The sequence below is a fragment of the Ruegeria sp. BG3 genome (assembly GCF_056538485.1).
The window spans coordinates 1-20,825 of record NZ_JBQFTE010000005.1 but is presented as its reverse complement, the minus strand read 5'-3'; the positions used below and the strand labels follow the sequence as shown (position 1 = coordinate 20,825).

The window sequence follows — 20,825 nt, the reverse complement described above, 5'->3', positions numbered from 1 at the left end:
CTACCCCGTTACCACGACGCCACCATCAGCAACCATGCATTGTCCGGTCATGGCGCGGCTGGCGTCCGAGGCCAGAAACAAGGTGGGTCCGATCATGTCGTCGGGCTTTAGATGTTCTTTAAGGCATTGGCGATCCAAATGTGCCGCCAAATCTTCGGGCGTGGCCCACATGTCCATCTGTTTTTGCGTCAGAACCCAACCGGGGGCCAGTGCGTTGACGCGGATGCGTTTCGGTCCAAGCTCGCGCGCCAGCGAGCGGGTCATCCCGGTGATACCCGCGTTAGATGTCGTGTAGATCGGATAGCCCGCGTTGCCCATCATGTAGCTGATCGAGCTGAAATTGATGATCGAGCCGCCATTCTCCATCTGCCGCGCGGCTTCCTGACAGGCGAAATAATAGGCTTTGAGGTTCACCTCGATCATCCAGTCCCAGAATTCAGAGGTCGTCTCATCCAGTGAGTGGCGCTGATCGTTGGCGGCGTTATTGACGAGCACTTTGATCGGTCCATGGGCCTCGGCGGCCTTCTGCATTGTGGCGTGCAACAGTTCCGTGTCGGTCATATCGCCTTGCATGAACAGGGGCGCACGACCGTGTTTTGCACGCATTTCTTCCACGAAGGCGCTTGCGTCCGAGCGGCCGATAAAGGCCACGTTGGCCCCTTGCGCCATGAACCCGTCGGTCAGCGAAGCGCCAACGCCCGAGCCGCCGCCGGTGATATAGACTGAGGCCCCTTGCAGGTCCTGGAATACAGCAGGTTGGTCCATTAGTGGCTCTCTCTTGTAACGAGGCGTGTGTCTTTGCCGACAAGGAAATCAAGGTCAGCGCCCTGATCGGCTTGCAGTACGTGGTCGATGTAAAGTCGGGCGTAGCCGCGCGTGTAATGCGGTGCCTCCGGCTGCCAGGCTGCTCGGCGGGTGTCGAGTTCCGCCTGATCGACCAGCAGCTCAAGCTCTCCCTTGCTGGCCGACACGCGGATGCGGTCGCCGGTCTTGACCAGCGCCAAGGTTCCTCCGGCCTGCGCCTCAGGGCTGACATGCAGGATGACAGTACCGAAGGCTGTGCCGGACATGCGCGCGTCTGAGATGCGGATCATGTCGCGTACGCCCTCTTTCACCAGCTTGGCAGGGATCGGCATGTTGCCGACCTCGGGCATGCCGGGATAGCCCTTGGGTCCGCACCCTTTGAGGACCACAATGGTCTCGGGCGTCACAGGCAGGTCTTCGCGGTCGATATTGGCCTTCAGGTCTTCGATGTTTTCGAAAACAAAGGCTTCGGCCTCGGTTTCCAGCAGTTCATCCGTTGCTGCCGAAGGTTTTACGATCGCCCCGTTCGGCGCAAGGTTGCCGCGCAGAACGCGCAGGCCGGCAGCGGGTTTCACCGGGTCATCGAAGGGGCGGATCACATCGGGGTTGTAGCATTCTGCCCCGTCGTAGTGAGCCGAGATATCTTTGTTCAGAACTGTCTTGGCAGGGCGCAAGAAGGACTTGAGTTCATTCAAAACCACAGGCACGCCGCCCGCGTAGCAGAAATCCTCCATCAAGTATGTGCCAGACGGCATGCAGTTGACCAACAGGGGAATCTCGGAGCCGATTTCAAAGTCCTTTAGCGTCAGATCCACACCAACCCGACCTGCCAGCGCCAGCAGGTGAACCACGGCGTTGGTCGAGCCGCCCACGGCGGCATTGGCTAGAATGGCATTCTCGAAGGCTTCTTTGGTCAGGATGTCAGAGGGTTTGAGGTCTTCGTCCACCATCTCGACAATCCGCTTGCCGGTCAGGTGTGCCAGCGCCATGCGGCGGGCGTCAACGGCGGGCAGGGCGGCGTTGGTTGGCAGCGACATTCCCATGGCTTCAACCAGCGAGGCCATGGTTGAGGCCGTACCCATCGTCATACAAACTCCGGCGCTGCGTGACATGCCGGATTCAGCGTTCATGAAATCCTGCAGCGTCATCTCACCCGCGCGGACTTCTTCAGAGAACTTCCAGACATCGGTGCCCGATCCGATATCCTTGCCCTTGAACTTGCCGTTCAGCATCGGCCCGGAACTTACCACGATCGAGGGCAGATCGACCGAGGCCGCGCCCATCAGCTGCCCCGGCGTAGTCTTGTCACATCCGCCCAGCAGAACAACGCCGTCAATGCCGTAGGCGCGGATGGATTCCTCAACATCCATGGCCAGCAGATTGCGGAACAGCATGGCGGTGGGCTTCATCTGGGTCTCGCCCAGCGACATGACCGGGAATTCGACCGGGAAGCCCCCAGCCTCCCACACACCGCGCTTCACGCCTTCGGCCAGATCTCGCAAGCCCGAGTTGCAGGGCGTCAGTTCAGACCACGTGTTGCAGATGCCAATGATGGGGCGCCCGTCAAAGGCGTGGTCAGGGAAGCCTTGGTTTTTCATCCAGGAACGGTGGATGAACCCGTCTTTGTCGAGCTTTCCGTACCAATGAGATGAGCGGCGTTTCTTTGTCATTCTGGCTTTGGTTCTTTGGCTGAGGCTGGAATTGAGGTTCGTGATGAATTGAAGATCATGCGGCGCGAAGTGGGCGGCACCAGTCGGGCAGCCAGTCCGAATGCGCGGTCAGAAGGTCCGTGACAAGGCTGCGGATTTGCCGCAGGTCCAGTTCCGCAGCAGTGTGCGGGTCCATCATGGCAGCATGGTAGATGTATTCGGCGTTTTGCTCGGTCAGCGCCCTGACGGTTAGCTCTTGCACGTTGATTTGGGTGCGCATCAGCGCCACCAACTGCGGCGGGATGTCGGTAACGACCGAGGGCTGAACGCCGTTTGAATCGACCAGACACGGGGTTTCCACCGCAGCGCCCAAGGGCAATTGCGGGATCTGACCCGTATTGGGCAGGTTTCCATAGGCCGTATAGGGCGTGTCCGTGACGACGGCGTTCATCAGGTCCGCCGCGAATTCGTGGCTGCGAATAACCGAGACATCGCGCCCGTCTGTAAGTGTCTTAGCCTGTTCTTTCCAATCCGCGACCTGCTCGACACAGCGGGTTGGGTATTCATCCAGCGGAATCGAGAACTGTTCAATCAGGTCTTGCCGACCGTCCTTGATGAACCACGGCACATATTCTGCCAGATGTTCCGAGCTCTCGGTGCAGAAATAGCCTAAGTGGTCCATCACCTCATACCGAACCTTGTTGGGGCAGCGCGGCATCAACAGAGGTGGTTTCGGCAGAGCACCATGCGCATAGCCCCGGCGTAAGGCGGGGTAGAGGTCGCGGCCCTGATGATCCAGCCGAAGGAAGAAGGCCACGTGGTTCACGCCTGCGACCTTGTAGCGGATCTCATCCTTGGGCAGGTCCAGATCATGGGCAAGTTCTTCGACCGTATTCTGTACCGAATGGCATAGGCCGACATGTTTCAGGTCCGGGAATTGCTCGGCCAAAGCCCAGGTATTGATGGCCATCGGGTTCACATATTGCAAAAGCGTCGCATTCGGGCAGAGCTGCATCATATCCTGAGCCACGCCCCACAGTACCGGAACGGTGCGCAGCCCGCGCATGATCCCTCCGATCCCGAGCGTGTCTGCGATGGTCTGGCGCAACCCGTATTGCTTGGGGATCTCAAAATCCGTCACCGTGCAGGGTTCGTACCCGCCGACCTGAAAGGCAGTGATGACGAAATCAGCCCCCTCCAACGCCGCGCGGCGGTCGGTGTGGGTGGTCACCGTTGCTCCGGTGCCGACCGAACGGATCATGGCCCGCGCTACGGTTTCGCTTTCGGCCAGACGCTGCGGGTCGATATCCATCAGCGCGAAATGGCTGTCGGCAAGCGCAGGGGTCAGCAGCGCATCGCCCACGATATTGCGCATGAAGATCGTGGAACCCGCGCCGATAAAGGTGATTTTGGTCATTTTGCAAAACTCTCGTTTGGCGTTATTTAACAGCTCCAAGGGTCAAACCCGCGATGAAGTGTTTCTGCATCAGGAAGAACATGGCCACGGGCGGCAAGGCGGCAACGAGGGAACCCGCGCTCATCAGTTGATATGCCGCGCGGTACTGCGCGTTGAAGCTGGTGATTCCGGCCGTCACAGGCTGACTTTCAGCCCCTTGGGTCAGGACAACGGCCCAGAAATAGTCGTTCCAGATGAAGGTGAAGATCAACACGCTCAGCGCCGCGATGGCGGGTTTCATCAGGGGCAGGACCACGTACCAGAAGATACGGACCTCGCTGATGCCTTCGACCCGAGCGGCTTCGATCAGTTCGAAAGGCAGCGCGCGGATAAAGTTGCGCATGAACAGCGTGCAGAACCCGGTCTGGAACGCGATGTGGAACAGGACCAGCCCGGTTTTGGTATTGTAGAGGCCAAGCTCCAAAGTCAGGTCGCGGACTGGAACCATGAGGATCTGGAACGGGACAAAGTTGCCCGCCACGAACATGAAGAAGATCCATAGGTTCGACTTGAACTTGTAGATCCCCAGTGCGAACCCAGTCATGCAGCTGAGCGCAACCGCTCCGATCACCGTTGGAATGGTGATCATGAACGAGTTCAGCAGATATCGAGGCATATCCGAGTTGAAAAAGACCTGTCCATAGTTGACCGCGCCCTCAAACCGGGAGGGCAGGCCCCAGTAGTTTGCGTTGGTGAAATCTGCTTCGGGCTTGATTGAGAACAAGGCGACAGCAAGCAAGGGGCCGAGCCATAGCAGCAGGGCAATGGGCAGCATGGCCTGATAGGTGATCTGCGCCGCGCGGGGTTGTTTTTCGATGGGTTTGGGAAACATCTCAGTGCCCCCTTTCTTCGCGGTACATCGACCACAGGAAGTAGGCGATGAAGCAGAGCATGATGAGGAAAAGGATCACGGCAATAGCGGCACCATATCCCATGCGGAAACCGTATTCGGACAGGGCTACCTCGAACATGTAGTAGGCCAGCACGCGGGACGACCCGAACGGCCCACCTTGCGTCATGATCGAGATCAGGTCGAAGGACCGCAGCGCGCCAATGATCGTCACGACAAAGGCGATAAACGTCGCCGGGCGCAGTTGCGGCAGGATGATGTGCCACAACATCCGCCCGCCTTTTGCACCGTCCAGACGTCCGGCCTCGATCTGTTCAGGGTCCACGGCGTTCAGGCCGGTGAGATACAGGATCATGCAATAGGCCGTCTGCGGCCACAGGCCAGCGACGATGATGCCGTAAGTGACCAGTTTTTCATCTCCCAGCACATTCAGCGGGCCAAGACCAAAGAAACTGAGGAATTCGTTCAGTAGCCCGAATGTCGGATCGTAGAACCATGTGAAAACCAGCCCGACAACGACTTGAGAGATCACGAACGGAAAGAAAAATAGAGACTTGTAGAGTCGAATGCCCCAGACCGTCTGGTTCAGGAACAGGGCGATGAACAGGCCCGCCGGGATCGCTGCCAAATACAGGATCAACCAGATCAGGTTGTTCTTGAGTGAGATGTAGAACGCGTCGCGGTCAACCCACTCCCAGTACAGGTCCTCGTAGTTGCGGAACCCTACATATTCTGCGGCGCCAAGCCCATCCCATTCGTAGAGTGACAGGTTGAAGGACTGAAAGACCGGGATGATCACATAGACCATGAAGAACAACAGGCCCGGCGCAAGGAAGAGCCAAGGCGCGATGCGTTGTTGGTTGCGATGGAACCAGCTTTCCTGTTCCGGTGTGTCGACGGCTGACATGGGCTATCTCGGATCTGGGGGCTAAGGCGGGTTGAAGCCTGCCTTGCATTTGAAGAAGGCGTAGGCCGGGAGTTTACCCGGCCTCTGCCAGATCAGTTGTCGTAGATACGGCTACGAGCGCGTTCCAGCTTGGCCAGAATTTTGTCCAGATTGTCGGGCTTGACCATGAATTCCTGGAAGCCTTCCATCGAGACCTTGGCCATTTCAGCTGGTGCGTCACGATCCCAGAACTGTGCGACACCACCGGGGCTGTTCGAGGACAGCATGGTGAACCCTTGCTGCAGGAACTTGTCGTCATCCACCGAGGATTGCGCGTTGACCGGAAGCTGGCCCAGGTTGGAACCGTTGTTGATTTCGGTCTGAACGTCCGGAGACACGACGAAGCGCAGGAACTCGCGCGCGGCTTCCTTGTTCGACGCGTTGGCCGGGATGTGGAACGTATCGGTCGGCGCATCCTCGGCCAGTTCAACATCGGGGTTGATCGCGACGAACTGGTAGAAGTCCAGCTGATCGTCGCTCAGACCCGCTTCGCGCAGAGGTGCAACAGCGAAGTTGCCCATCAGATAGGCGGCGGCGTCTCCGTTCACCATGAAGGGCAGGGCTTCCTGCCAGCTATAGGTCTGGTGGTTGTCGATGAAGGCGCCCATGTCGACCAGCTGTTTCCAGTTGGCGAAGGTCTGCTTGACCCGGTCGTCTTCCCAGCTGATTTCGCCATTGGCGAGCTGGTTGTGGAAGTCGAACCCGTTGGTGCGCATGTTCAGATAGTCGAACCAGCCGCCGGCGGTCCACAGGAACTTGGTCCCGATGGTATAGCAGGCACGGCCCGAATCGATGATCTTCTGGCAGTTCGCCAGCTCTTCTTCCCAGGTGGTCGGCTCGGTCAAGCCCAGTTCGTCAAAGATGTCTTTGCGGTAGTAGACACCCCACTGATAGTAGGTATAGGGCACGCCCCACTGCTTGCCATCGAGGGTCATCGCGCCTTTGGTCGAGGCCAGGTTTTCGGCGATCTCAGGCTCGGCCCACAGGTCCGAAACGTCTTCGAACAGACCCGCCTCAACATAAGGCTTCATGCGGTTTGCGGCATACCATGTCGCAACATCCGGCGTGTCAGCCGTCAGGAAGTTGCGGATCTGCGTCTTATACGCCTCGCGGTCGATCACTGTGGTTTCGATGGCCAGATCCGGGTGCTGAGCCTGAAACTGTTCGATCATCGCTTCCATCGTCGCACGTGGCGCCGGGTTTGAGGTGTCAAGAAAGATGCGCAGTTCGCCGGTTAGTTCGGCGGCAACGGGTGCAGCTAGTGCCACACTCGCCGCCAGTGCGGCAGCGGTGCGCTTGAACATGGAATGCATGGTGTCCTCCCTTAGCTTCCATTTTAGTTCCAAATAATGAAACCGTGTTTTATATATTGAAAACTACACATCGACTCGGCTAGTCTTGTCAAGACCCTCGTGCAAACACTGTGGTTGAACGGGGGTCAAACGGAGGAGAACACACACCCGTGGCTGGTGACGGAACAATAGGCAAAGCATGCGATGTGCTGGAGCACGTGGCCTCGTTCGAGCGCCCGGTGCGGTTCGCGGAACTGCTGGAGAGCAGCAGCTTTCCCAAAGCGACGCTCTATCGCTTTCTGCAATCGCTGACCAATCAGGGCATGCTGGCCTATGAGCCAGACCGCCAGACCTATTCGCCGGGTCTCCGGCTGGTCCGTCTGGCGCATACGGCGTGGACGCAAAGCTCTCTGGCCCCTATTGCGCGGCCGTTTCTGGATACGCTCAGCTCCGAGACGGGCGAAACGGTGCATTTGGCGCAGCTGGATTCCAATCAGGTTCTGTATGTCGACAAACGCAACGCGGCCCAACCGGTAGAGATGTATTCTCAAGCCGGCAAAGTCGGCCCGGCCTATTGCACGGGCGTCGGAAAAGCGATGATGGCGTTTCTGGATGGGCCCGCATTGGATCGCGCCGTATCCCAGCAAAGCTATCACCGTTTCACGGACAAGACGCTGACCTCCGAGGCGGCGTTGCGGGCGGATCTGGAACTGATTCGCAGACGCGGCTACGCGATCGACGATGAAGAACATGAGCCCGGCATTATCTGCGTAGCCTGTCCGGTTCTGACTTCCGGTGGGCGCGTTTTGGGCGCAATTTCCGTGACCGGTTCAACCGGGCGGATGGATTTCAATCAACTAGAGGCTTGGGTCCCTCGGGTGCGGCGCGTTGCCGACCAGATCGCGACCGAGGCGCAGGCTTGGCGGTTCCCTGAAACCCGCCCGAATGGACAGAACAACAGGATGCAATCGACATGACAGGTGTAACGCTCAATCAGGCGATCAAACGCTACGGCCAGACTCAGGTGATCCACGGGATTGATCTGGAAATCGAAGATGGTGAATTCTGTGTGTTCGTCGGCCCCTCGGGCTGCGGCAAGTCCACGCTGCTGCGAATGATTGCAGGGCTCGAGGAAACATCGGAAGGCCAAATTCATATTGGCGCGCGCGAAGTGACCCACATGGATCCGGCAAAACGCGGCGTGGCGATGGTGTTCCAGACCTACGCTTTGTACCCGCATATGACGGTCGCCGAGAATATGGGTTTTGGCCTGCGCATGAACGGCGTTCCCAAGGCAGAGATCGACCAGAAGGTTCAGGACGCCTCCAGCATTCTGAAACTGGATCAATACCTGAAACGCAAGCCCAAGGCCCTGTCCGGTGGTCAACGTCAGCGAGTTGCCATCGGGCGTGCGATTGTGCGCGGCCCCGAAGTGTTCCTATTCGACGAACCGCTCTCCAATCTCGATGCCGAGCTTCGGGTGGAGATGCGGGTCGAAATCGCGCGCCTCCATCAGGAGATTGGCGCTACCATGATCTATGTGACCCACGATCAGGTCGAAGCGATGACAATGGCCGACAAAATCGTCGTGTTGCGCGATGGCCGGATTGAGCAGGTGGGCGCGCCGATGGACCTGTACCGCGATCCGGACAATCGCTTTGTGGCGGGCTTCATCGGCTCGCCAGCGATGAACTTTCTCGACTGCGACTATGCAGACGGCCACGTCACGCATCCGGCCCTTGGTCAACCGTTGCCGGTATCGGCCCAAGTTCCGGCTGGGGTAAACAAGGTGACCCTTGGCATGCGGCCCGAACACATCCAGATCGACCGCAGTGCCGACACCTGCACCGTTGATTTGACCGAGGCGCTTGGGGGCGTGTCCTATTCCTATCTTCTGACCCCGAATGGCGACAAGCTGATCGTTGAAGAACGGGATGACCAACGCAGCACTACAGGCGAGAAGATCGGGATCACGGTCCAACCCGAACGTGCCATGGTGTTCGACCCTGAGACTGGCGTTCGGTTTAGGTAGCAGCGATTCAAGTTCAACCGGGGTGTTTTGAGCGCAGGTTTAGGCTTGACCGAAACGGGGTCGTCCTCTGAACTGGCCCACACGAGGCCAGTCGGCCCGACTCATTTCGAGTAGAGAGGCCCCATGCGCAGCGTCAAAACCGTCCACGTGATCTCGGCCCATGCGGAAGGCGAGGTGGGCGACGTCATCGTCGGTGGCGTGCAACCACCACCCGGAGAAACCCTGTGGGATCAACGCACATTCATTGCGCAGGATCAGAACTTGCGCAATTTCGTGCTGAATGAACCCCGAGGCGGCGTCTTTCGCCATGTCAACCTGCTGGTCCCTCCGAAACATCCGCAGGCGGATGCGGCGTTCATTATCATGGAGCCGGAGGACACGCCGCCTATGTCGGGGTCAAACTCGATCTGTGTCTCCACTGTCCTTTTGGACAGCGGCATCATTCCCATGCAAGAGCCGGAAACGCATATGACACTCGAGGCTCCCGGCGGTTTGGTACGGGTCCGGGCAGAGTGTCGGGATGGTAAAGCCCAGCGTATCTATGTGCAAAACCTGCCAAGTTTTGCCGACAAGATCGCGGTCCCCCTGGAGGTGCCGGGCGTGGGCACCCTTACCGTGGATACGGCCTATGGAGGGGATAGTTTCGTGGTGGTTGATGCCAAGGCCTTGGGGTTCGAAATTGTCGAGGCCGAGGCCCGTGACATTGCCCGTCTGGGCGTTGCCATTACCAATGCCGCCAATGATCAGCTTGGCTTTACCCACCCGCAAAACGCGGCTTGGGATCATATCTCTTTCTGCGCGTTTTGCGGGCCTTTGAAGACAACCGAAACCGGACTCACAGGGAAATCCGCCGTCGCGATCCAGCCCGGCAAAGTCGACCGCTCGCCAACCGGAACGGCGGTCTCGGCGCGCATGGCCCTGATGGCCGCGAAGGGCCAGATGAAGGTCGGTCAATCCTTAGAGGCCGTATCAATCATCGGATCGCGTTTCACCGGCCGGATTGTCGAGGAAACCAAGGTCGGGCACCGCGCGGCCATCATCCCCGTGATCAGTGGCCGAGGTTGGATCACCGGCGTTCATCAGCACATGCTAGACCCGGATGACCCATGGCCCGGCGGGTATCGGCTAAGTGATACCTGGGGCGTTGGGCGCTGAAAGGCACGCAATCATAGGCCCGTTGGCGTGTTTTTCCCCAACCGTGGCAATTTGCGCCCCCAGTAGACGATTGATCCCAACGCAAACCTGATTTAAGGGAAGCCCTGTCAAATCAGAGTCACTCAGGGGTGTTATGTCATTCGCGCCCCTCCTGCGCCGCAATAAAGCGGCCCGAACTCATGCAGCGATTGCCCCTTAAAGGCTTAAAAAAGGTGAAAGAATATGGCAGATAAATCGAACTTCGACATATTGTATACCATTGTAGACGAAGCGCCTGAACTGGCCAGCGCGTCATTCCTGCCCATCATTCGCAAATTCGCCTCGGCGGCGGGTGTCAGCGTTGGCACCAAGGATATTTCGCTTGCAGGCCGCATCATTTCGACCTTCCCAGAAAAGCTGACCGACGCGCAACGCATCACAGATGATCTTGCCGCATTGGGCGATCTGGTGAAAACGCCCGACGCCAACGTAATCAAACTGCCCAACATCTCGGCCTCGGTTCCTCAGCTTGTGGCCGCAATCGAAGAGCTGCAATCGCAGGGCTACGACATCCCCAACTACCCCGAAGAGCCTTCGAGCGACGAAGAAAAGGCGATCCGTGCCCGCTATGACGCGATCAAAGGCTCGGCGGTGAACCCGGTTCTGCGCGAAGGCAACAGCGACCGCCGCGCGGCGCGCGCGGTGAAGAACTACGCCCAGAAGAACCCTCATTCGATGGGGGAATGGGTGTCGGACAGCAAGACCAAAGTGTCCTCGATGTCGGGCAATGATTTCTATGCCAATGAGAAATCGGCGACGATCACCGTAGCACAAGCCGGTGACGCGAAGATCGAATTTGTCGGCAAAGATGGCAGCGTGACCGTGTTGAAAGACGGCTGGCCGCTGGAGGAGGGCACCGTTGCGGATGCGACCTTCATGTCGGTCAAAGCGCTGTCGTCCTTCTTGGCCGATGCCATCGAGGACACCAAGAAAGACGGCACCATGTTCTCGCTGCACATGAAAGCGACGATGATGAAGGTCAGCGACCCGATCATCTTCGGTTACGCCGTGCGCGCGTGGTTGGCCCCTGTGTTCGAAAAATTTGGCGCCGAGCTGGAGGCGCTGGGTGTCAACCCGAACTCGGGTCTGGGGGATCTGCTGGACCGCGTGAAAGACAATGCCGACATCGTGGCTGCCATCGACGCGCTCAAGGGTGACCGTCCGTCGATGTATATGGTCGACTCGGACCGTGGCATTACCAACCTGCACGTCCCGTCCGATGTGATCATCGACGCCTCCATGCCCGCCGTCATCCGCGCTGGCGGCAAAGGCTGGGATGAGACAGGAGCCAAAGGCGACACCAATTGCGTGATCCCCGATCGCTGCTATGCGTCGGTCTATGACGAATCCATAAACTTCTTCAAAGCCAATGGCGCGCTGAACCCGGCCACTGCCGGTGCGGTGGCCAACGTTGGCCTGATGGCTCAAAAGGCCGAAGAGTACGGCTCGCACCCGACCACGTTCCAGGCACCTGCAGATGGCACAATCCGCGTTGTTCTGGCCAACGGCGAAACGCTGCATTCTCATGAGGTCGAGGCCGGAGACATCTGGCGAGCCTGCACTGTAAAGAAAGCGCCAATCGAGAACTGGGTCCAACTGGCGATGGATCGTCAACGCCTCACCGGATCCGAGGCGATCTTCTGGCTGGACGCAAACCGTGCCCATGATGCCGAGTTGATCCAATATGTTAAGCCCGCACTGGAAGCGGCTGGTGTTGCAGACAAATTCCTGATCATGGCTCCGCGTGAGGCAACCCGCCAATCGCTGGAGACCATCACCGCCGGAAATGACAGCATCGCCATCACCGGCAACGTGCTGCGCGATTATCTGACTGACTTGTTCCCGATCCTCGAACTGGGCACCTCGGCCAAGATGCTGTCGATCGTCAAACTGATGAACGGCGGTGGTCTGTTCGAGACCGGCGCAGGCGGCTCCGCTCCGAAGCATGTGCAGCAGCTGGTTGAAGAAAACCACCTGCGTTGGGATTCCATGGGTGAGTTCTGTGCGCTGGGTGAATCCCTGAACTTCCTCGCCGACAGCAAGGGCAACGCCAAGGCGGGTGTTCTGGGTGCTGCGGCCGAGGCGGCAACGCAGGGCATTCTGGACAACAACCGATCCCCCAGCCGGAAGGTTGGTCAGCCGGACAACCGTGACAGCCACTACTGGTTCGCACGCTATTGGGCCGAAGCTCTGGCCGCGCAGTCGGATGATGCGGAACTGGCAACTGAATTTGCGCCGCTTGCAACTGCTCTGGCCGACAAGGAGGAGCAGATTCTGGGTGAGCTTGCCTCGGCCCAGGGTGGGGCTGCCGATCTAGGTGGATACTACCACACAGACCCTGCCAAGACCGCTGCTGTGATGCGTCCGAGTGCGACGCTGAACGCCATCATCGGCTAAGAAAACGACCCGCGCCTTACTGGCGCGGGTCTTTCCCACTGGTGCGGAAACCCGACCAGTTTTTCCTTTTACTTCAGACTGTTGCGAAACTTTTCCCGCAAGACATGACTAAAACTGCATGATCTACGGGATTCCCCCAATACACTGATCCGTCCCCGCTTGATAACTTGTCCAAGACAAGAGATTCACCGGTGGGGCCTTCGGGCCTATCACTCACTCAAAAAATGGCCAGCATTTGGGGTGCTGGCCATTTGCTTGTCTGAAATCTGCTTTTACACGGCTGGATCGAACGCGCCTTTGCAGTGCCACGCGACATTAGTGCAGAAATGAAAAAGCCAGCCCCACGAAGGACTGGCTTAAACGTGATTGTTCGATGTTTATCCCCGAAGGACTTTGCCCGCTGCGTCAAAGGGCGGCTCGTGCAGGATGGTGGCTTTGTGAGGCTGACCCAGAACCATCACTTCAACCTCGTCTCCGGGTTGCGCGTTTTTGACGTAACCCAAGGCCAGCGACATACCCACGGTATAGCCATAGGTGCCCGAGGTGACGCGACCGATGCCTTCGCCGTCCTTGAAGATCGGCTCACCGCCAGTGGCGTCCGCGTTGGAGGCCGTCACATCTGCCTCATCCAGATGCAGCAGAACAAGCTGTTCACGTGCAGGAGTTTCCCGCACTTTCTGGGCGGCGTCCTTGTTGAGGAAGTCCTTCTCGAACTTGCACAGACGGTCCAGACCCACCTCATGCGGCCAGTATTCGGGGCTGTATTCACGGCTCCACGAGCCATAGCCCTTTTCGACGCGCATCGACATCAGGGCACGGCTGCCAACCGGGCCTGCGCCGAACTCTTTGCCCGCCTCAAGCAGAGCATCGTATAGGCGCGCCTGATCTTCGGTCTTGCAATGCAGCTCCCACCCCAGATCTCCTGTGAAGGAGACACGCAGGGCCAGAAGTTCAACACCTGCCAGCTCGATCCTGGCCGAGCGCATGAAGGGGAAATCCTCATTCGCCAGCGACGTGTTGGTCAGCCGCTGCAGGATCTCACGCGATTTCGGACCGGCGATGTTGAAGCCGCACATGGCTTCGGTGTGGCTTTCAAATGTTGTGCCGTCGGGCAGAGGGACCTGTTTGAAGAAGCGCTTGTGATAACGTTCGGCCATGCCCGATCCGATGACCCAGAATTCATCCTCGGCCACGCGGGTGACGGTGAAGTCCCCCGCAATGCCACCGCGTTTTGAGATCAGCGGGGTTAGGCAGGACCGGCCGATCGCCTTGGGCATGTTGTTGGCGAAGACAGCATTCAGCCAATCCGCAGCGCCGGGGCCTTTGCAGATGTATTTGGCGAAGTTCGAGATGTCGATGATCCCCGCACGCTCGCGCAGCATTTTGCATTCTTTACCAACCGGGGCCCACCAGTTTTGACGAGTGAAGCCGTTTGTATCCACGACACCCGGCTCATCAGCGAACCACAGCGGGTGTTCCCAACCGACATTCAGGCCAAAGACAGCGCCCATGGCTTTCTGCGTCTCGTAGATGGGGCGCACGCGGGCGGGGCGGCCTGCGCTGCGTTCTTCGTTCGGGAAGTGAATGGCGAAACGGTGCGCGTATTGGTCCTGCACCTTGGCCTTGGTGAATTCCTTGGTGGCCCAGGTGTCAAAGCGCGCCATGTCCCAGGCGAACATATCGTATTGGGTTTCCCCTTCGATGATCCACTGCGCCGCCATTAGGCCCATGCCGCCCGACTGCGAGAAGCCGGGGATGATGCCGTTGCAGCAGAAATAACCATCCACCTCGGGTACTGGCCCCATCAGCACGTTAGAGTCCGGAGACCAGATCATCGGGCCGTTGATGACGCGCTTGATCCCAGCCTCTCCCACAGCGGGCAGGCGTTCGATCGCGTTCATCATGTTCTCTTCGATCCGCTCCAGATCGTCGGGGAAGAGGTCATGGGCGAAGTCCAGCGGAGTGCCTTCCTCGGCCCAGAATTTCATGTCCTTCTCATAGGCCCCAACGAGCAGGCCATTGCCTTCCTGACGCAGATAGTACTCGCCATCGCGGTCCGATACAGAGGGCAGGCGGGTGCCGTGACCTTCGACGTCAGACATTGCCTCGGTCACGAAATACTGGTGTTCGGTGGGCTGCAGCGGCAACTCGATGCCAGCCAGCTTCGCGACCTCGCGACCCCAGAGGCCCGCTGCGTTCACGACCCAAGGCGTTTTGATGTCACCTTTGGGCGTTTTGACGATCCAGGTGCCGTCTTCCTGCTGTTCGGTCGCGGTGACGGGGGTGAAGCGATGGATCTCGGCCCCGCGTTGGCGGGCACCGACCGCGTAGGCGTTGGTCACGCCCGACGGGTCGACATTGCCGCCATCGGGTTCGAACATCACGCAACGGATGCCTTCGTAGTTGACCAGCGGGTTCAGCTTTTGCGCCTCTTCAATGCTGATCTCATAGAAATTCATGCCATAGAGCTTGGCTTTGGCCGCCTGCAGCTTCAGTTGATGTTCCCGCTCTTCTGTCTGAGCCAGATACAGCGAGCCGGGCTGGAAGACACCGCAGCTTTGGCCGGTTTCTTCCTCCAGCGAGTTATAGAGGTTCATCGTATAGTGCTGGATGCGGCTGATATTGGTGCTGTCATGCAGACCGTGAATGTTGGCTGCCGCATGCCAGGTTGAGCCGGAGGTCAACTCATCCCGCTCCAGCAGGACCACATCGGACCATCCCAATTTGGCCAAATGGTAGAGGATCGAGCAACCGATCACCCCGCCGCCGATTACTACCGCCTGTGCTTCTTCGCGCATTTAATCTTCCTGATTTGCTGTGTCATGTCAGAACCGGTCTTTCGTTAAGAATATGGCGATTCAGACCCATAACTGTTCTAAACGCGTCAACTGAGCACCCTGTTTGACCAGAGATGCAGCCTGCATTCACTTCTTGGGGATACGGGGCACCGCCGGGTGCCGCGTACAGATTCACTTAGACTTTGCCGACATTGCTCAGAACTCCAGTCTGTGGGCGCGGCCATAGTCAGCCAGCCGTTTGTTCAGATTGCTTGCCTCCGGGTGGCCGGAATCAAGTGCAAAGACGAAGGCGTGAGTTAGATAGAAACAGGCGGCATCAATGTCCTGGGCCAGCTCTCGTTCGTCGGCGGCAATCGTATATAGGCGCACAAGCGCCTCTTGGTCGCAATTGGCATGTGCCTCTAGCAGTTCACGGTCTAAGGCTTCGCGATCCATGGCTATCCCTTTAGCGAAATGGCGATGTTTTTGGTGCGAACATAGTTGTAGAGTGCCTCGAGCCCCTTTTCGCGACCGAAGCCGGATTTGCCGACGCCACCGAACGGGGTCGAGACACCTCCGGCGAACCATTCGTTGACAAAAACCTGACCTGCCCGCAATTTGCGCGCCACCCGATGGGCGCGGGCGAGATCACGCGTGAAGATGCCCGCGACCAAACCGAATTCGGTGCCATTGGCCATGGCGACGGCTTCTTCTTCGGTATCGAAGGGCGTGAAGCAGGTGACGGGGCCAAAGACCTCCTCCTGCGCGACGCGGCTGGCGGAGTCGACATCGGCCAGAATGGTCGGAGCCATGAAATACCCTTCGCGATCCAGTCGCGCACCACCGGCTGCGACCCGCGCACCGTCCTGACGGGCGTTCGAGGTGATCTCTTCCACGCGCTGCAGCTGCAGGCTGGACACGACCGGCGTATGATCGGGGTTCTCAAGCCCGTGACCGACGCTTAGGCCATTGGCCAGCGCAGCCGCACGTTCCACGGCCTGATCGTAGATCGAGCGATGCACCAGCACGCGGGCCATGGCAGAGCAAACCTGACCGGCATTGTAGAAAATACCGCTTTGAAGGCTAGACATCAGCGTATCCAGATCCGCGTCGTCAAAGGCGACAGCGGCGGATTTGCCGCCAAGCTCCATCAGCGACGGCACCACGTTGTCGGCAGCCGAGCGCAGGATATGCTGGCCTGTCGACACCGATCCGGTGAAGACGATCTGATCCACCTGCGAACTCGCCACCAGTTTGGCGCCCAGATCTGAGCCGATACCGTTCAGGATCGACACCGCACCGGCAGGCACCTCGGCGCGTTCCAGCGCGGTGCCTAGCATCGCCAGCGCAAGCGGGTCCAGCTCGGGCGATTTGATGATGGTCGAGTTTCCCGCCGCCATAGACGGCGCGAGCGATCGACCGGCGATAGAAACAGGGAAGTTCCACGGAACGATCTGCGCCGACACGCCGTAGGGTTCGAATACGGTGAAATCAGCATAGTCGGGACCCAGAGGGATCGACTTGCCTTCGATCTTGTCCGCGACGCCGCCGTAATATTCGAAATACTGAGCCGCCTCGATGAACTCATCCCGGGCCGCGTCCAGTGTTTTGCCGCTTTCACGGCACAGCAAGTCGGCCCCTTCATCCGCGAGGTTGCGGATTTCCTGCGCGATGCGGATCAGCAGGCGGCCACGCTCGGCCGGGTTCATGTCTGCCAGATCACCGCGATCGAATGATGCGCGTGCGGTTTCGAGCGCCTGAGCCAGCGATGCCTCACTGGCTTGTGCGCAGTCCGCCACGTGATCCTGATTGCCGGGATCTTCCACCGCGATGGAGGCGCCCTTGTCGCCCTCCACCCACGACCCGGCCAGGAAATTCCTGGCCAAGCCGTCGTTCAGAAAAGTGGTCATGCCTCCGCGCGTGCCTTTTCGATCTGCGTTGCGACCCAGTGGTGGAAGCAATGGGTGGGGCCGTCCATTGCAGGCGAGAAGCGACCACCGTCAAATTTGATGCCATGGCGGCCTTTCTGCATGCCTTCGACGACGAAGACGTCCTCTTCAAACACGGTTTTCCAAAGCGCCGCGTTTTGCGCGCGCAGGCCTTCATGTTCGGGGCTGTCTTCGGGTTTCTGAGCATAGTACAGCTCAATCCGCTCGTTCGACCGCTCATGATTGATTGGGTCGATGATGAAGGCAAAACCGTGGTCACGCTGAACACCCAGCAGGGTGTTGGGGTAGACCACGATGTATTCCGCGCCTTCGTGCCACTTTTCGCTCAGGCCATCAAAGTCCGCCAGTTTCGAGCCGTCTTCCCCTTCGAATTGACGATATACAAGGGTGCCCTGACCCGAGTATTTGCCCAGCTCGTTGATGTTGTAATGGTCTTCCAGACGGGAATAGCTGTTCAGACCTGGGTGAACCCAGGGCAGGTGGTAGCTTTCGCAGAAGTTTTCGACCGCCAATTTCCAGTTCGAATCCAGCTCAAGCCGGACCGACGCGCCAGCGCCGCCGTGATACATAGGCTGTTCGAACTCTTTCCAGCGCTCCATCAGCTCGCCGTGAACTTCTTCGAACTCGGGGGCGTTGCCGTCGACGTTCACAAAGATCACGTCGCGCCAGACGTAGGAGCGGATGCGGATCAGACCCAGTTCCGAGAAATCCAGATCTTCGTGGGTATTCTGACCGGGGCCACCGACATGAGGGGCAGTGCGCAGCTCACCATTCAGGCCGTAGCACCAGCTGTGATAGGGGCAACGGATCGCGCCGCGGATTTTCTGAGGTTTGTCGACCAGGATCATGCCACGGTGGCGGCAGGTGTTCTGGAACACGCCAATCTGACCGTCGCGATCACGGACCATCAGCAGGGGCATACCAAGGAAATCAATCGGATAGGCATCGCCTGCCTCGGGGATGTCCTTGCCGAATCCGATCCCGGACCAGTTCGCAAACAGGACCGAGTCGCGTTCTTCGGCAAACACTTCAGGGTCGATATAATGCGCGTTCGGCAGCCCCTTTGCTGTGTTTACCGGGGTCAGAACAGACGAAAGCGGTGCATGCTTGTTCATCGGTCACTCCTAAGACTTTTGAATTGGCGTTTTTCTGGGTCTCCATTGGCAGCGCGGAGGCCCTGCATTCAATACTAAAAATCCTAACCGCTAGATGAGCGGAGCTAAACTGAATTCTCCTGTAGCTCATTCAGCAGCCATTCCTTCAAGGCCAGTGCCCCTTCTGGCAGGCTGTCGTTTTCCCGTTCAACCAGATAGAAATTATGCGGCGCAGGTATGCTGAATGCCTCTAAAGCCACAAGTTTCCCGGAATCCAGCATGGGTTTTAGCAAACGCTTCCAGCCGAGGGCGACTCCAGCGCCCTTTCTGGCAACCTGCAGGGCCAGCGCATAGCTGCTGACACTTGCCTGAGTCTGAATACTCTCATTAAAGCCTAACGCCTGAAACCAATCCGTCCATGTGGTCCAGTTGCTGTGTTTTGTTGCAAGGTGAATCAGGCGGTGTTCTGTCAGGTCCCTGAGGCTAGCCCCTTTGAGGTCTTCCGCCAGTTCTGGGCTGCAAACGGGTGTCAGGATATCCCGGTACAGCTTGGTATGCGGCAGAGAGGCGTTCGGGTCTTTGCCGTATCGAATGAAAAAGTCTACGTCAGAGCGATCTGCGAAATACGTATCCTCAGCCATTTGGTTCACTTTTACGTGCGGATAGTCCTGCCAAAACCGAATGACCGACGGGGAAAGCCACAAGGCGGCAACTGCTGTTGTGGACCCCACGGTGACATGATTGTCGGAATCCCCATTGCGAATCTGCTCAAGAATTTTCGAGATTTTCTGGAAAGAGCTTCCCAGTGCCTCTAGCAGCGCGGCGCCATCCTCGGTCAGTTCAACGCCGCGATGTTTACGTATGAAAAGCGGGGATGCCAGCTCGGTCTCCAGCGCTTTGATCTGATGACTGACAGCGCCGGGCGTGACGGACAATTCGCTTGCAGCTACCTTGAAACTGAGGTGCCGGGCGGCAGCCTCGAAGGCAGAAAGCGAGGCAAGCGGAGGTAGATTGTAGTGGCGTCGCGACATGAGGGATACGTGGCTCTGAGGTTTTTGATTGAGCTACCTTCACCTGAGTGCGAAAAATATTGCAATTGAAAACTTTCTTTTTTTCTGCAGTTTACCGCCCGATGAAGTTCCGCCTTTCTCTAAAGGCGGTATTGCAGTTCTTTGCCCTCCTTCCGAGGCGCGCCCCGACCCAAGCCAGGTAGTAGTCAACACCAAGGCCGACACAACGACCGCCTTTCTGCGGTTTTTTCGGCGCAAGATAAGATGAGTAGCCCGATGAACACTCAGAAAGCGCGTCTGATCCGGAAAACTGAACTCAGCTCGGACACTTCGGATTTCTGTTTCGAAATCGAACAGGGGCGTTTCACCGGACTTGAACCCGGCGCGCACGTGGATATCCACCTTGGTGACGATCTGGTGCGTCAGTATTCGCTCTGGAGTTGGAGTCAGGACGGGCGCACCCTGAACGTCGCCGTCAAGCGCGAGGATGGTGGTCGCGGGGGGTCGCTGGCCATGCATGCCTTGGAAGTGGGTGCAGAGGTCGCCATCGGAGGCCCGCGCAACCACTTCAAGCTTGAAAGCCATGATCGCCACGTGACCCTTATCGCGGGTGGTATTGGTGCCACCCCGATGGTCGCGATGGCGCGTGAGCTGCTGAACCGAGGTCAGGATTTCCGGGTCTATTACTTGGTTCGATCCAAGGACCTTGCCGCGATGGATGACAAGTTTCGCGCTTTGGGTCTGGATGAGTGGTACCACCTGCATTGCGACGATACAGACGGGCAGTTCGATTTGACCGCTGTTATGCAATCCATGCCGATGGGCGCTGATGTCTACACTTGCGGCCCGGAACCGATGCTGAACGCGGTCCTCGAGTCTGGTAGCGCTCTGCGCGGTGGGGCCATCCACTTTGAGCGTTTTGCGGCTGCTTCCGAAATCGAGCACGCGCCCAACGACAGCTTTGAAGTCGAAGTCCAGTCGACGGGAGCCGTCTACAAGGTGTCGAAGAATGAAACCATTCTCGACGTGCTCAGAACTAACGGGGTTCACGTGGATTTCGGTTGCTCCGAAGGTCTGTGCGGGTCGTGCATGGTGGATGTCGTCCAAGGTGAGGTGGATCACCGGGACGGCATACTGACACCCGAGGAGCAAGCCTCGAACAGCTTTCTATGCACCTGTGTATCCAGGGCAAAATCGGACCGTCTCGTCTTGGCGCTTTAAGAAGATAGGCTGACAGCAAACCGGATTTTCCGGCGTGCAATGTCTACAAGAAACATGAAAATGGGAGGAAATTGATGTCGATTAAAGAACCGTTTACGGATTTGGACATTAAGACCGCGGATAGCGGTTTTTATGAGAATAACAGCGTTCCGAT

The 20,825-nt window shown here is 58.2% G+C and carries 16 protein-coding genes; 5 read left to right on the top strand and 11 right to left on the bottom strand.

Features of this window, described 5'->3' with window-relative positions:
* The 6 genes from ACR0AI_RS09175 to ACR0AI_RS09150 form a co-directional block, all read right to left on the bottom strand.
* Positions 1-765 (bottom strand): SDR family NAD(P)-dependent oxidoreductase, encoded by a 765-nt coding sequence (locus ACR0AI_RS09175; RefSeq protein ID WP_480673780.1) that lies wholly within the window; start codon positions 763-765, stop codon positions 1-3.
* Positions 765-2,474, bottom strand: coding sequence for an IlvD/Edd family dehydratase (locus tag ACR0AI_RS09170; RefSeq protein WP_480673782.1), 1,710 nt, complete (start codon positions 2,472-2,474; stop codon positions 765-767). Before ACR0AI_RS09170 ends, ACR0AI_RS09175 begins: the two co-directional genes overlap by 1 nt.
* Positions 2,475-2,529: 55 nt before the next feature.
* Positions 2,530-3,870: an alpha-glucosidase/alpha-galactosidase gene (gene melA, locus ACR0AI_RS09165; RefSeq protein WP_170640068.1), complete on the bottom strand. Its 1,341-nt coding sequence runs from the start codon at positions 3,868-3,870 to the stop codon at positions 2,530-2,532.
* A 22-nt stretch (positions 3,871-3,892) separates the two neighbouring features.
* Positions 3,893-4,741 carry a carbohydrate ABC transporter permease gene (locus ACR0AI_RS09160; protein ID WP_170377452.1) on the bottom strand — a complete coding sequence of 283 codons (849 nt, stop codon included), beginning with the start codon at positions 4,739-4,741 and terminating at the stop codon, positions 3,893-3,895.
* 1 nt (position 4,742) lies between these two features.
* The gene (locus ACR0AI_RS09155; protein WP_170555117.1) at positions 4,743-5,666 is read right to left on the bottom strand and encodes a carbohydrate ABC transporter permease; all 924 of its coding nucleotides are present in this window, start codon (positions 5,664-5,666) and stop codon (positions 4,743-4,745) included.
* 92 nt (positions 5,667-5,758) lie between these two features.
* The gene (locus tag ACR0AI_RS09150) at positions 5,759-7,018 is read right to left on the bottom strand and encodes an ABC transporter substrate-binding protein (protein WP_170377456.1); all 1,260 of its coding nucleotides are present in this window, start codon (positions 7,016-7,018) and stop codon (positions 5,759-5,761) included.
* Positions 7,019-7,167: 149 nt separating this feature from the next.
* Here ACR0AI_RS09150 and ACR0AI_RS09145 point away from each other — a divergent pair, with 149 nt between their 5' ends.
* The 4 genes from ACR0AI_RS09145 (at position 7,168) to ACR0AI_RS09130 (ending at position 12,620) form a co-directional block, all read left to right on the top strand.
* Complete coding sequence (locus tag ACR0AI_RS09145) at positions 7,168-7,974, top strand: IclR family transcriptional regulator (RefSeq protein ID WP_170767812.1); 807 nt, start codon at positions 7,168-7,170, stop codon at positions 7,972-7,974.
* Positions 7,971-9,029: an ABC transporter ATP-binding protein gene (locus tag ACR0AI_RS09140; RefSeq protein ID WP_209250735.1), complete on the top strand. Its 1,059-nt coding sequence runs from the start codon at positions 7,971-7,973 to the stop codon at positions 9,027-9,029. Before ACR0AI_RS09145 ends, ACR0AI_RS09140 begins: the two co-directional genes overlap by 4 nt.
* A 123-nt stretch (positions 9,030-9,152) precedes the next feature.
* Complete coding sequence (locus ACR0AI_RS09135; protein WP_480673786.1) at positions 9,153-10,184, top strand: trans-3-hydroxy-L-proline dehydratase; 1,032 nt, start codon at positions 9,153-9,155, stop codon at positions 10,182-10,184.
* Positions 10,185-10,406: 222 nt separating this feature from the next.
* Complete coding sequence (locus ACR0AI_RS09130) at positions 10,407-12,620, top strand: NADP-dependent isocitrate dehydrogenase (RefSeq protein ID WP_480673788.1); 2,214 nt, start codon at positions 10,407-10,409, stop codon at positions 12,618-12,620.
* 377 nt (positions 12,621-12,997) lie between these two features.
* Here ACR0AI_RS09130 and ACR0AI_RS09125 read toward each other — a convergent pair whose 3' ends face one another.
* From ACR0AI_RS09125 to ACR0AI_RS09105, 5 genes are all read right to left on the bottom strand, one after another.
* Positions 12,998-15,418 (bottom strand): GcvT family protein, encoded by a 2,421-nt coding sequence (locus ACR0AI_RS09125; RefSeq protein ID WP_480673790.1) that lies wholly within the window; start codon positions 15,416-15,418, stop codon positions 12,998-13,000.
* A gap of 195 nt (positions 15,419-15,613) precedes the next feature.
* Positions 15,614-15,853: a hypothetical protein gene (locus ACR0AI_RS09120; RefSeq protein ID WP_480673792.1), complete on the bottom strand. Its 240-nt coding sequence runs from the start codon at positions 15,851-15,853 to the stop codon at positions 15,614-15,616.
* A gap of 2 nt (positions 15,854-15,855) precedes the next feature.
* Positions 15,856-17,307 (bottom strand): aldehyde dehydrogenase family protein, encoded by a 1,452-nt coding sequence (locus ACR0AI_RS09115; RefSeq protein ID WP_480673794.1) that lies wholly within the window; start codon positions 17,305-17,307, stop codon positions 15,856-15,858.
* Positions 17,304-18,461, bottom strand: coding sequence for an aromatic ring-hydroxylating oxygenase subunit alpha (locus ACR0AI_RS09110; RefSeq protein ID WP_480673796.1), 1,158 nt, complete (start codon positions 18,459-18,461; stop codon positions 17,304-17,306). The genes ACR0AI_RS09115 and ACR0AI_RS09110 overlap by 4 nt, the downstream gene beginning before the upstream one ends.
* A 104-nt stretch (positions 18,462-18,565) precedes the next feature.
* Complete coding sequence (locus ACR0AI_RS09105; protein WP_480673798.1) at positions 18,566-19,471, bottom strand: LysR substrate-binding domain-containing protein; 906 nt, start codon at positions 19,469-19,471, stop codon at positions 18,566-18,568.
* Positions 19,472-19,726: 255 nt separating this feature from the next.
* Here ACR0AI_RS09105 and ACR0AI_RS09100 point away from each other — a divergent pair, with 255 nt between their 5' ends.
* A complete protein-coding gene (locus ACR0AI_RS09100; protein ID WP_480673800.1) occupies positions 19,727-20,671 on the top strand; it encodes a PDR/VanB family oxidoreductase in 945 nt (314 codons plus the stop codon).
* Positions 20,672-20,825: the final 154 nt, after the last annotated feature.